Below are 11,964 nucleotides of genomic sequence, written 5' to 3'. Positions count from 1 at the left end.
AGCCCACCCCGACCCGACGTCCCCACCGTCTCGCTGGTCGAGCCAACCAAAACCAGCCCGTCCAGGCGGAAAACAACCTAAATCACCGGTATTGCATCTAGCTGGAACTCGGTGGTCGCGAAGTCGTTGATCGCCATGACTGCGGGTCAGGGCCCGACGGTCGACGAATACTCGATGTCGGGCCGCTGGCAGGCCGGACACAGTTCGTGGCGGCCGTCCGGGGTGATCACGGTTCCCCAGCCGCGGCAGTCCGCGCAGTCGCGGGCATGATCGATGTTTGCACGAGGTGCGGGAGCATTCGGGTGGGCTCCGTGGGTCATGGGTGATGTTCCTCGGTAGAGCAGTGTCACGTGGGTCGATCGTGTCGTGATGTGGAGGGAGATCGGCGTGCGGTGGGTTGCACCGGGTGGCGCCGATCCGGTTTCCCGCGGTCGGAGGCAAATGGCCGGGCACCGGACTCGTGGGTGGATGGAGCCCGTGGAAGACCGGCCGGTACTGGCAAGCGACGGGGATCCTCCCGGACCGGCACCGAACACACCGTGCCTCGGGCGGTTGCCGGGCGGAGCCGGCCGAGTCAGCTGCCCGGGATCCGGTTCCGCCGGAGGGGTGGGACGTCGGCGTCCCGAAGCCCAGTGTGCACGAAATCCGCAGCGATTCCCCCTCACCCATCGCGGAACGAGAGCCCAACGGCTGCCCTGAATGCCATCTGACCTGGCCAAATGGAAAGTTCTCGGAAAATTCGGAATCCGTTGCGACAGTGCTGGCCGGACGGCCGTGAACGCCGAACGGACTGCCCGGGCGTCGTGCCGCTCGGGAAGGCGTGGGGCCAAGCCCTGGGGCGGTGGCTCGGAGACAGACGCGGCGAGCACGCTGCCGGGACCCTCCCCCGGCGCCGGGGTGGAGATGCTGGACGCGCGCAGCATGGTCTGGTCCCTGCCGGATGCCCGGTTCGAGGTGGGCCTGGACTGGGCCAGGGAATGGGCGCAGCGGCACGGTGGGTCTTTGGCGGTGCTGGCGCGGGCGTCGATCGGTGGGTACAGCTTAGGGGCGCTTCCTGGGTGGGCTCAGGGCTGCGGCGGGGGTGCGGGAGGGTGAGGGCGGGGTGTCGGCGCAGGAGCGTCGGCGGCGGTTGGAGGAGATCGACCCGTGGTGGGCTCCCTCGTGGCTGATTGTCTGGCAGCGGCACTACGCCTCCGCCCGGACGTGGCGGCTCGCCGCCGACGGCCACGTTCGGTGGGACGACTTGGTCGAGGACGTCGTCTACGAGGGCGTGGGGCTCGGCAGGTGGGTGCGGGCGCAGCGCGCCGGCTGGGCCGGCCTGGTGGAGCAGCAGTAGGAGCTACTCACGGCGCTCGGTATCCAGCCCGCCCCGGAGCTCGTCGCCGCCCGGGCGAGGGCCATGGCCCGGCCGAAGGTGTTCCAGGCCGAACGCTTCCAGCTCGGCCTCGCCGCCCTCGCGCCGTACGTGCAGCGCACCGGGACGGCTCGCCCACCCCGCAGAGCCACCGCGAGCCCGTGCAGCGGGCCGACGGGAGCGTGGAGGAGCACGCGCTCGGGGCATGGGTCAACAACGTCCGCGCAAGACGCGCCAAACTCAGCACGGAGCAGGTCGCGCAGCTGGAGGCCCTCGGCGTCAGTTGGTAGGGCCGGGCGGGGTTCCGGCGCCGGTGAGCGCGATGGGTGGCTGCACGAGCAATGACGGCGAATCTTGGGTGGTGCGGTGGGGTCCGGGACGTCGGGGATTGCTTGTCGAGGCTCACGTCAATGGCTGAAACGACCGTTGGAGCGCGTTGCCGAGCCTTAGTGTGAGGTGCTACCAGCGTTGCTGAGCCGAGGAGTTGAGGATGCCCGTGTTCCGGATCGGACCGCGGCAGTACCGTACGAAGGGGGAAGCCGAGAAGGCGGTGCAGGCCGTACTGCACGGTCATGCGGTCGGAACCGTGCTGTCCGGGGACGACTTCGATCTGGTGCGGGACCTCCTCGACATGCACCACGAGGCCGCCGACAAGATCGGCGTGGGTGTAGCGGACATCCGCATCGCTCCGCCCTTGATCGGTCGGTACCCGGGCTTCGAGGTGATCCGGGTGGACGGCACCACGATCGACTTCTCGTACAGGGCCTGCCTGAAGGCCCCGAGTCTCGCTTCGCAGGTCCGGAACGTGCTGCGTATGGAGGTCGACGACCTGACCACTGGCTATCTGGAGGGCCGGGTCTCTGCCGGCACCCTGACCTCCGATGAGTCCGGGGTGCTGTTGGACACCGGGAACTTGCACGTGAGCTACTTCCAGGGGCCGTCGTTCAACGACATCAGCCAGGCGTTCGCGGTCGCCGAGGGCGGCTGGGAGAACATCGGGATGACCCCTTCGACCACGCAGGGGCTCGGCGAGCTGGTTGATCGGGACCAGGCCGAGCGCTGGCGCGAGCACTGGAGCGGGCAGGCCCGGCTCGGGCTCCTGACTCCCGAGGAGAACCGCCGGCGCCCGCGAACCGGGTAGCCACATACGAGCCTGTCTTCTGATGGCCTCGGGGTGTGTCATACGTGCGCCGGGCGGCTCGAGCTTGCTCGGCTGCCGGGTGGGCTCCTGGGGCGGCAGGTGCAGCATCACCAAGAAGGTGCATCTCTCGACTGCAGGGACAGTTTGGGCGGCATCCTTCCTCTCGGCGGTCGATGGTGCCGGTGGTCAAGTGGCGCAGGTGAGCCCCCGTGTCCGCGATGCCGGCCGGGGCGCTGACCATGGTGATGAACCGGGTGAGCTCCGCCGCGTTCGCGAGCAGCTCGGCCGCTACGGCGGCGGCTCCGTCGGCCGCCGGGCGGCTGGCCAGGCGCCCGGCGGCGAGAGACCTGCGCACGAAATCGATGCCCTCGTTCACGCGGCCGACGCTCGGGCCGGGCGGGAAGTCTAACCGCCAGCGGTCCCAGACCCCGGAAACAGGCCCTCCGCCGCTCACGCAGCGGCCGGGGCCTGCGCCGGAGTTTGCGGGCACTCGCAGGACTGCCCAAGGCCGCCACCCGCGCAGCGGGGGCGGCCTGCCTCGCACGGCGCACGCCCGGCCTGTCGGCCATCACGTACGGAAACGAGCTGATCCGGCCGCGCCGGCGCCGTCGGCGGCCCGCTGTCACGGTTGCGGACGTTGGGCGCCCTCGGCAGCGGCAGCGCCCACGAGCACCTGGACGGGAGCGCAGCGCCGGCGGTGCGGGGTCAGGCGGCCTGGTGGTGGGGTCCGTCGTGGCCGTCGTGGGCGATGAACCGGACGCCGGGCTCGGGTCCGGCGGTGGCGAACAGGACGTCGGCGCGGAAGGCGTGGCCGAGGGCCTGCAGGATGTCGGGCGTCGGGTCGACGCCGGAGCACTCGATGTCCTCGGCCTGGTCCTCGGTGAGGCCGGCCGCCTCCGCGAGGTCGGCCTTGGACCAGCCGCGGGCGGTGCGCTGCTCGTACACGGCGCCGGCCAGCGCCATCCGCCAGCCAGCGGCGATGTACGCGGGGTGCTGCTGCCAGTCGTCGCTGTCCAGCTGCCACCGGCTGTGCACGTCGCTCGCCCTCACCGTCCGGCCTCCTTCGCGGTCCTGCTCCACACATCATGCTCCCTGGGCCGGTGGTGATGCGCCTCGCACGCCGCTTTCGCCCGGCAGGAGTTTGGGAGTCACTGACGGCCCGGCGGGTGGTCTCCACGGATGTGAGTAGTTGAGGTACAGGAATCCTGGCGAGATTGATCTTGGTCGGAACGGCTACGACTCCGCGGTCAGAGCTCGCCGCGACGCGCGAGCTGCTTCACCGCGTTCTCACGGATGATCTCGTTCTCGGCGTCGCGCAAGCCCTCGAGGGCTTCCCGGGCCTCTGCGCCGGGAATACCGCCAAGCGCCCAGATCGCCTTCACCGCGAGCGCCCGGAACTCGTCGAACTCCAGGTACTCGGGAACCCGGCGAGTCGCCCCGACCAGCGTCGGCACCGTACTGGGCGAGCGGAGCTCGCCCAGTACGGACACGACGTCCTCGTGCTTCCTGTGCCAGTCGGCAGGGAACAGCTCGATCAACGGCTCCAGGAACTCCTCGACCGAGGCGTCGGCGGCGCCATGGACGATCAACGCCATCTCGACGTCGTCGCCGTCCCGGCGCTCCATGGCGTCCCGGAGCAGCCGGAGCGCCAGGGCCGCACCGTCGGACTCGCCGAAGTGGGTGAGCACCTCGTCGAGCGTGCGCGTCGGACCCTCTCCCGATCCGACCGCCAGGTCCATGACCAGATCCTGCTCGTCAGGTGTCATCGCCTGATCGCCTTCCATGCGGTGATGTTGTCGTTGAAGAGCTTGAGCGCGTCGCGGAGCCGCCGGCAACGCGGTGAGGCCAGTACTGCGTTCTGTCCACCGAGACCGGTGCGGGTGACAGCGGGATCAACTGTCACGAGCTCGGCGAAGCCCTGTTGTTCCAGGTGGCGCTGCTTCCAAGGCTGTTTCATCGGCTCCGGCGCCGACGGCCGTGACGCTATTGGCCTGCCGGACTCGGGTCCGGGATCAGGGCGATGATTCCTCGTTCGGGTTACCGGATCGAGTGACGCCACGCGTGCCCTCCGATCGCGGGCCCTCCGGTGGCCGGGAGATGGCCTACACCAGACCGGTCAGTCGGAAAGCCGGTCCCCTTCGCGCTGGCTGCCACCCGTGATCGAGCGCGACGCGAACTCCCGCCCCGACGGCGGAGGGAACCACGGGAAAGGCCGACGTCGCCGCCATCAACACCGCGCCCTTCTGATCGGCCTGCTCAACCACGAAGTCGAACCGCCCCGCCGCGCATTCTGTGCAGCAACCGGCCCCGCCGGACACACGCCACCGATACGCCACGCCATCGACCGTGATCAGGCGGGTGCCCTTCTTCCGCAGAGTCAACTGTCCTCCTCGACTCGGACGCAACGTCAGGCGCGAGCGCCGGCGCTTCGAATTGAATCCGACAACCCGGCCCGGCTTCCGTGCCGGCGACCGGCCCGATCATATGTCTGTCACCGGGGGTGACGCTCTCGTCTTTGGCGCCCCTCGAACGCCTGGCCCCGGGCGCGCCGTCGAAGCCGGGTGGGTCGACACCTGCTACAGATCCAGTACCGCCCGGACCTGGTCGACGGCTTGCCTCGCAGGCACTGACCTGATCATGAGGGCTGGTGGGCCGAGGAGTCCGGGTAGGGTCGCATCAATAGCAAGTCCTCGCCCCAGGCATCCAGCACCGTCGCGTGGCCGGCGGCCCGGGCGACCGCCTCGACCCGGGCGAAGAGTCGCTGCTGCGGCGCCACTTCGCCGGTCGCGGTGATCCGGGCGACGGTTTCCAGCAGCTCGCTGCTCTCCCAGCCGGGCAGCGGGAACCGGTCCAGCTCCCAGGCCAGGTACTTGTTGTAGGGGCGTGGTCGGCGGTCCAGTGCGAAGAGCAGGTCGAGGAGGAATCCGACACTGTCGGCCGCGTCGAGGTTGCCGGCGAGCGGGTTGCCATCGCGGTGGTTCTTGACGGAGCGGTAGAGCGAGTTGGCGTAGGCGTCCAGCAGGGCGGCGCCGGATCGGAAGGCATCCTCGGCGCCGAGCCGCCCCATCGCGGTGATGATCCGGGTGACCTCTCCGTCGCTGCGATCGAGCAACACCCGGGAGCGGGCGATGGCGTACCGCTCCCAGTCGGCGGGCTGGCGGAATTGTCCGAGGTTGGTGACGACCAGGTCGAGCCGCGCGGAGCGGTAGCCGTCGAGCGCGGCCAGCTCGCTCGTCGCGTCGTCGGCGAGGATGACGTAGAGGTCGTGGTCGGAGTGACGGGTGATCATGCCGTCGTGGGCCCGGGAGCCCTTGAGGACGAGCCCGACGACGGCCGGGTCGGCCGTCGCATCGGCGACGAATGCCGCGAAATCCAGCGTCACGCCAGGTCCTTGCGCATCAGCGTGCACATCGTCTCGTACCGCTGAAGAGAGCCGTCCTCGGCCTCCACGTCCCAGGAGTCCGGCTCGCGGCCGAAGGCCTGGTAGCCCAGGCGCTCGTAGAGGGCACGGGCGCGCGGATTGTCCCCCTCGACGCCAAGTTGGGCGCAGGTCAGGCCGCGGACGGCGATCCGCTGCTCGGCGGAGCGGATCAGCAGCGTGCCGATGCCGCAGGACTGCAGGGCGGGGTGGACGCCGAGCTGCCAGAGTGTGCCTGCGCCGGGCTTGACGGTGTAGTCGATGGCGCCGACCGCCACCGGGAGCCCGACCGGCGTGCAGACCGCCAGGTAGTCGATCTCGCCGGCCTCGGCGCGGCGGATCTGGTCGGCGAGCTGGCGCACGTGCAGGGCGTCGCCGGCCCATCCGCAGGACGGCAGGTCCGCGTGGGTTAGGTCGCGGACCGACAGCTGCAGCCTGATCTCGGTCATCGGCGCCTCCCTTCGACTCCAACAGCGGCCGTCTCCCATTTCAGCAAGGCAGTCCCCGTGCCGTCCAAGGGGTTTCGGAGCGGCCCCGACGTCAGCTGGAAGGGCTTGCGGCTCGTGCTTTGGGGCTGGGCGCGGCGAGGTTCGGGGCGGCCGGGCCGCACGGTGACGCCCGTGGGCGGGGCGCCAGCCCGATTCAACCGTCGGCCCTGGTCAGGTGGGCTGGTTGTGCGGAGTTGCTCGGGCGGTGCAGGGCGAACAAGCCGGGTTCGGGCTCGGCGAGGACGCCGAGGCTGACCAGGCGCTTGAGCTTGTGCCGGGTACTCTCGATGTTCTTCGGCATGATGGCGAGGTCGCGGGCGCGCATCGGCCCGGGCCCCTCACGTGCGCATACGTGGCAGGGCCCCGGGACGGCGGCCGCGCGGCGGCCCGGTGAGCGCGAAGAGTCACCCCGATCGGCCGGCGCCCGGTCATGAGGGCGGCTCGGTCCGGAATCTCGTGGAGAGCGACCGCGCCTACGTGGTCTACTCCGCGAATGGGCAGCTCGAACATGGACTATCGCGGATCCGGCTTCTGGGTCCGCGACTACCAGGCCGAAGTGTGGCTATACCTTCTGGCCCAGGAGGCCAAGAGGGCCGCAGACGCTCCCGCCTGGCTCGCTGGCGCCCGAGACGACTGGGAGGGGCAGGCCACGGCCGGGCTCATGGGGTGCGTGTCGTCCTGTCTGGATCGCCACCTCGGCGATGACCCGGATCGCGTTGCCCTTGCGCTCGACCTGTCGGAGCGCCCGCTGGAGCGCCTGCTCGCCTGGTCCCCGGCCATCCCGAAGGACGTGGTGAACTCCTTCGGCACGGGCGGCGGGGAAGAGTCGTTCAGCGCTGATCTACCCACCGAACCGGTACTGGCATGTGGACGCGCGTTCGTCAGCCTTCTCCGCAGAGAGCTTCCTGGATACGACAGGTGGGCGCGCTGAGCTCCAACAACGGTGCGATCAGGACCGACCGAGAGTCCGGTCTCACCACTTGACGGCCCCAACACGGCCCAGGGGCCACGAGAGGGCCTCTCTCAACGGAAACCCTTTGCGTGCGTCCAGCGCTGTTCTCCGGGTTGTCACAGGATGTCGAAGTCGGCCCACTCGATGCTTGTGGACTCCACCGCCAGGCCGGACGCACGGTGCCCGCCGTCGCGGAAGTAGTGTTCCTGCAGACCGGCGGCGAGCACGCGGGCCTGGTCGTCCTCGGACGCACCGGCATTCGGGCCACGAACAGGGCGCCGCCGTCACCGCCCTCACGCCCGTCCTGTACTGGCGTGCCCTGCCCACCGACGACGGTCCCACCTTCGGCGCCGTCAAACCGACCACTGAGCCCGGATCCACCGAGCTGATTCGAGGGTGATCGTTTCGGTGGGCTTTTCGGGGTGACCGGCTGGAGGGCGTGGGGCATCCGCTGGTCTGTCCAGCTCTTCCACGTCTGCTCTGGTCGGGCCCTGGCGGGCGAGGGTCGGGTCGGTGCTCAGGCCGGTGGTGCGTGGGCGGCGTCGACCAGGTCGGTGAACGGCTGCTGCCAGGGCCAGCGGTCGGGTAGGTGGAGCGTCAGGCGGCGTGCTGACCGGGCGATGCGCGCCGGAATGTTGACCAGGTGGGCGCGCAGGGTGGCGGTGGTCGCTCTGGTGTGGAAGGCGCCGGCGAGGCTGCCGGCGGCTCGCAGCAGGTTGAACGCGATCGCCCACAGGGTCAGCCACGCATTGTTGGCCTGGAAGCTGCCGGAGGGCAGGTGGGCGAGCGGCCCGGACTTGCCGTCTGCGATGACCTGCTCGATCACGGCGTGCCGGCGGTGCTGCAGCTCTGCCTGGAGCACCTCGAAGGGGCTGTCGGTGAAGACCGGGTGGTAGCGCCAGGCGGTGAACAACTCGCCCTGCCCGGCGGCGACTTCGGCGTTCAGGCGGCGGACCCGCCGCACGATCAACCGCGCGGTGACGTGCTCTGCCTTCGTCCGGCCGGTGAACGCCGTGTACTCCACCTCGGCAACCTCGGCATCCGACACCAGCTCCCTGGTGTCGGGGTCCACGAACGCGTCCGGGTAGCGGATCGCCGTCCACGCGGTCTCGGGAATCCGGCCGATCGCGGCGGCGACGTGGGGGTTCATCCGTACCGTGACGGAGAAGCGGGCGCCTGCGCGGCGGCAGGCCGCGACGACGTCGGCGTTGTAGAACTGGCTGTCCGCGCGCACCACGACGGTGCCCCTCGCGCCGGCCTGCCGGGCTGCCGCGATGGCCTCGGCGGTGAACGGTCCGGCACCGCGGGCGTCGGCGGCCTTTCCGCGCCGCAGCCGCACTGCCGCGATCACGGGCCGCGCGAGCGGCGTCGACAGCGTGGCCAGGATCGGATGCAGGGTGCGAACGCCCTTGAACCGGCCGACCTCGGCACCCTGCTTGGCGCGTCCGAACACCCGCCGGTGGGTGGGGTCGATGTCCACGAACGCCACCTGGCCTACGCCGGGCAGCAGCGGCGTTCTCGCGGCGAGGCGGGCGAGGAAGTCCCGGTGCACCGCGTGGAGTTGGCGGTTGTGGCCGTGGGTGAACGAGCGCAGGAAGGTGCCCAGCGTCGACGGCGCCCGCACGACGCTGAACAGGGTGTTCATCGCGCCGTGCCGCAGCCGGTCGGCGTCGTCGATCGAATCCGCCCCGGCGCACATCGCCGCCACCAGGCTCATCGCCTTCGCGGCTGGGTTGGCGCCGCCACTGTTGTCAGCCTGGTTGATCCGGAGCCTGTCGGTGATCAGGCCCGGCAGGTCGAGTCGCTCGGCCAGGCGGACGAGCGGGACCAGGCCCGCGTCCGTGACCAGGTTCGGCTCGTCGAACGCTGCAGAGACGGCCGTTACGGCATGAGAGGATTGCACTTACGAGATGCCTTGCTGATTGTGCTGATGGAGCGTAGAGAACTCACATCATCGCAGGTCACAAGGCATCTCTTCGTTCCGGGCCCTTCCCGCACCAGCGATCAGCCGGTGGATTCGGGCTGAGCAGTACGCCGACGCTGAAGACGCGATCCGTCGGCTCCAGGACATCCTCGCCCGCCTCACTACCGCCTGGCACCACCCGGCCGGCCGGCGCAGCCGCGCTATGTGAGCACCGGGCAAGGTCGGGAGCGTCGCCGGACGGGGCCGGGTGCCCGGTCACTGAGAACCGATCGGGTGCCCGGGCCGCCCATGACGAGCGTTTCCGCTCTTGCACCCGGAAAGGGTCGTTTGTAGGAGCGCCCGTGCCCGTCAGTGGCGCAGGCGGGATCGCTCGCTACTCGGGCGCTCCGCTTCAGCCGGCGGGTGTGCCGATCCCATCGTGTTCGAGCGCGGTCAGAAGTTGCCGCAGCGCCTGCCCGGCGTCGTGCAGCTGTGCGGGGTCAAGGGCCTCGTGAATGAGCACGCCGATGGCCGCGAACGTCTCATCCGCTTCGTGGACGAGTTGCGTGGCGGTGTCGGTGAGCTCCAGCAGTGAGGAGCGGCGGTCGGCGGTGTCGGGAACGCGCCTGACCAAGCCGCGCCCTTCGAGGCGGTCGATTCCCTTGCTGGTCGCTCCGACGCCGATGGCGAAGAAGCCCGCGAGGTCCCCGACGCGCGCGTTCGGGCGATCGCGCAGGTAGCGCAGGAACTCGTACTGCGAGGCCGTGATCCCGTGGCGGCGGCGCAGCCGGTCATTGAGGGCGTTGTATAGGCGGGTCTCGCACCGCACCAAGTCGCTGAAGAACGTCGCCGTCGCCGTCACCGCCTCGCCGCCCGCTTTATATGCCTGGGCATATGCATTATCTTCCATGGCATACAACGTACCGGTCGTGCGCCGAAGGAGAAACTTCAGTGAGCAAGGAACAGCGCGAGGCCATCGCCGAACTGCTGCGGCAGGGCCCGAAGGGGTTCGAGCCGCAGCCCGTCGAGCAGATGCGGGACGACTTCGCCCGCATGATGGCCCGGTTCACCGTGCCGAAGGTGCGCACCACCGACACCGAGCTCGGCGGGCGGCCCGCGGTCCTGGTCGAGCCGGAAGGCGAGCAGCGCCCGGGCACCATCCTGTACTTCCACGGCGGGTCGTTCTCCCTCGGCTCCCCGCAGACGGCGATGGGCCTGACCGCCGGCCTCGTCACCCGCACCGGATACCGGGCCCTGTCGCTGGACTACCGGCTCGCGCCGGAACACCCCTTCCCCGCCGCCATCGAGGACTGCCTCACCGCTTACCGGACGCTGCTGGAGGACGGGGTCGACGCGCAGTCCGTCGCGTTCGCCGGCGACTCGGCCGGCGGCGGCCTGACCGTGACGACCACCCTCGCCGCGCGGAAGGCCGAACTGCCGGTGCCTGGCGCCGTCGTCGCGTTCTCCCCCGGCCTGGACCACACCCGCACCGGCGCCACGATGACGACGAAGGCCGGCATCGACCCCTTCTTCACCTCCGAAGGCATGACCCACACCGGCGAGATGTACCTCGCCGGGCAGGACCCCCACCAGGAACTGCTCGCCCCAGCCGTCCTGGCCGACCTGACCGGCTTCCCTCCGCTGCTGCTGCAGGTCGGAACGGACGAACTGCTACTGGACGACTCGGTGCGCCTGGCCCAGCGTGCCCGGGACGCCGAGGTCGACGTCATCCTGGACGTCACGGCTTGCGTGCCGCACGTCTTCCAGTCCTTCACCGGCCTGCTCGATGAATCCGATCAGGCCCTCGACCGGGCCGCCCTCTTCCTCACCCAGCACCTCGACGCCTGAACCAGCGCCCGCCCCCGGTTGCCGACGGCCAAGGATCAAGGCACTGCCCAGCGCCGCGCTTCGGGCTGCTGATCCAACCGTTGTCGTCCTCGTCCAGCTCAGGCGCATCAACACCGCCTGCTCCATGAACGGCAGACCCGCGCCCCGCCCGGCTGTGACCTCGGGTTCGGGGTCGAAGCCAGACGGATTCGACCCCGAACCACCCTCTTGCCACTGTCCGATGCTCTCCTCGGCGGACGCAGTCTGCCGTGCGTCCGCGTGCTGGCCGGGGATGACCACGGCGGGGTGGAGGTTGAGCCGGTTGCTCATGTCGAGCTCGAACCGGCCGTAGGGGTTGACGTGGATCCAGAACAGCGGGGACGGCGCACGCGTACGGCGGGAGGTGCGCATGCGCGCAGCCAGCCACCCGGGATGCGCAGGCCGGTGCGCAACCGATCCGAGCGCCCTTGCGTAGCCGGGGCGACAGGTCCAAGGGCCCGCTCGCGGACGCGAGACGGCCCGGCCGCCAAGAGGGGGAAGCGGCCGGGCCGACGATGTAGGCGCCAATACTGTCCACACCACCGACCGTGCGACCCGCCGGGGCGCCGATCCGTCAGGCCTGGCCGGGCCTGCGGCCGGTCGGGTCAGACCTGGTTGTCCGGCAGGTCGGTGCTAGGGACCGTATTTGGTCGTGATCAAGAGGTGGCCTTGGTGAGGTCCTTGATCCAGATCATCGAGGCGCGGAGGTGGAGGCCGGCGAGGTAGCTCTCGGGTGTCTTGTCGAACCGGGTGGGTGCGCCACGAGGCGCCGTGGAGTCGAGTGAGGTGAGAGACCTGCACCGCCGGGTTGTCGCAGCAACCTGGTTGAAGCTGAGGGCAGC

General features: G+C 70.1%; 15 protein-coding genes. 5 read left to right on the top strand and 10 right to left on the bottom strand.

Annotated features, from left to right (window positions below; all coding sequences use genetic code 11):
* Positions 1-1,102: 1,102 nt before the first annotated feature.
* From AB0442_RS40150 to AB0442_RS40140, 3 genes are all read left to right on the top strand, one after another.
* The gene (locus AB0442_RS40150; protein WP_366168465.1) at positions 1,103-1,336 is read left to right on the top strand and encodes a hypothetical protein; all 234 of its coding nucleotides are present in this window, start codon (positions 1,103-1,105) and stop codon (positions 1,334-1,336) included.
* A gap of 179 nt (positions 1,337-1,515) precedes the next feature.
* Positions 1,516-1,644 carry a helicase associated domain-containing protein gene (locus AB0442_RS40145; protein WP_366168464.1) on the top strand — a complete coding sequence of 43 codons (129 nt, stop codon included), beginning with the start codon at positions 1,516-1,518 and terminating at the stop codon, positions 1,642-1,644.
* Positions 1,645-1,844: 200 nt separating this feature from the next.
* Complete coding sequence (locus AB0442_RS40140) at positions 1,845-2,495, top strand: DCL family protein (protein WP_366168463.1); 651 nt, start codon at positions 1,845-1,847, stop codon at positions 2,493-2,495.
* A 705-nt stretch (positions 2,496-3,200) separates the two neighbouring features.
* Here the strand turns inward: AB0442_RS40140 and AB0442_RS40135 are convergent.
* The 7 genes from AB0442_RS40135 to AB0442_RS40105 form a co-directional block, all read right to left on the bottom strand.
* Positions 3,201-3,545, bottom strand: coding sequence for a helix-turn-helix transcriptional regulator (locus AB0442_RS40135; RefSeq protein WP_366168462.1), 345 nt, complete (start codon positions 3,543-3,545; stop codon positions 3,201-3,203).
* Positions 3,546-3,742: 197 nt separating this feature from the next.
* A complete protein-coding gene (locus tag AB0442_RS40130) occupies positions 3,743-4,279 on the bottom strand; it encodes a HEAT repeat domain-containing protein (protein WP_366168461.1) in 537 nt (178 codons plus the stop codon).
* Positions 4,258-4,452, bottom strand: a complete 195-nt coding sequence (locus tag AB0442_RS40125) for a hypothetical protein (RefSeq protein ID WP_366168460.1) — start codon at positions 4,450-4,452, stop codon at positions 4,258-4,260. The genes AB0442_RS40130 and AB0442_RS40125 overlap by 22 nt, the downstream gene beginning before the upstream one ends.
* A gap of 145 nt (positions 4,453-4,597) precedes the next feature.
* Complete coding sequence (locus AB0442_RS40120; protein ID WP_366168459.1) at positions 4,598-4,876, bottom strand: hypothetical protein; 279 nt, start codon at positions 4,874-4,876, stop codon at positions 4,598-4,600.
* A gap of 254 nt (positions 4,877-5,130) precedes the next feature.
* Positions 5,131-5,877 carry a hypothetical protein gene (locus AB0442_RS40115; protein WP_366168457.1) on the bottom strand — a complete coding sequence of 249 codons (747 nt, stop codon included), beginning with the start codon at positions 5,875-5,877 and terminating at the stop codon, positions 5,131-5,133.
* Positions 5,874-6,362 carry an N-acetyltransferase gene (locus AB0442_RS40110; protein ID WP_366168456.1) on the bottom strand — a complete coding sequence of 163 codons (489 nt, stop codon included), beginning with the start codon at positions 6,360-6,362 and terminating at the stop codon, positions 5,874-5,876. The genes AB0442_RS40115 and AB0442_RS40110 overlap by 4 nt, the downstream gene beginning before the upstream one ends.
* Before the next feature lie 193 nt (positions 6,363-6,555).
* On the bottom strand, positions 6,556-6,726 hold the full coding sequence (locus AB0442_RS40105) for a hypothetical protein (RefSeq protein ID WP_366168455.1): 171 nt from the start codon (positions 6,724-6,726) through the stop codon (positions 6,556-6,558).
* A gap of 168 nt (positions 6,727-6,894) precedes the next feature.
* On the opposite strand from AB0442_RS40105, the gene AB0442_RS40100 reads away from it, so the two are divergent.
* The gene (locus tag AB0442_RS40100; RefSeq protein WP_366168454.1) at positions 6,895-7,332 is read left to right on the top strand and encodes a hypothetical protein; all 438 of its coding nucleotides are present in this window, start codon (positions 6,895-6,897) and stop codon (positions 7,330-7,332) included.
* Between the two features lie 538 nt (positions 7,333-7,870).
* Here AB0442_RS40100 and AB0442_RS40095 read toward each other — a convergent pair.
* Together AB0442_RS40095 and AB0442_RS40090 are read right to left on the bottom strand one after the other, a co-directional pair.
* Positions 7,871-9,256: an IS1380 family transposase gene (locus AB0442_RS40095; RefSeq protein ID WP_366168453.1), complete on the bottom strand. Its 1,386-nt coding sequence runs from the start codon at positions 9,254-9,256 to the stop codon at positions 7,871-7,873.
* A gap of 412 nt (positions 9,257-9,668) precedes the next feature.
* A complete protein-coding gene (locus AB0442_RS40090) occupies positions 9,669-10,166 on the bottom strand; it encodes a MarR family transcriptional regulator (protein WP_366168452.1) in 498 nt (165 codons plus the stop codon).
* A 41-nt stretch (positions 10,167-10,207) separates the two neighbouring features.
* Here AB0442_RS40090 and AB0442_RS40085 point away from each other — a divergent pair, with 41 nt between their 5' ends.
* Positions 10,208-11,104, top strand: a complete 897-nt coding sequence (locus AB0442_RS40085) for an alpha/beta hydrolase (protein WP_366168451.1) — start codon at positions 10,208-10,210, stop codon at positions 11,102-11,104.
* 674 nt (positions 11,105-11,778) lie between these two features.
* Here AB0442_RS40085 and AB0442_RS40080 read toward each other — a convergent pair.
* On the bottom strand, positions 11,779-11,964 hold a 186-nt coding region (locus tag AB0442_RS40080), incomplete at its 5' end, for a hypothetical protein (RefSeq protein WP_366168450.1).

The organism is Kitasatospora sp. NPDC085895 (assembly GCF_040702125.1).
Lineage (GTDB): Bacteria > Actinomycetota > Actinomycetes > Streptomycetales > Streptomycetaceae > Kitasatospora > Kitasatospora arboriphila.
This window is presented reverse-complemented; position numbering and strand designations above follow the sequence as displayed.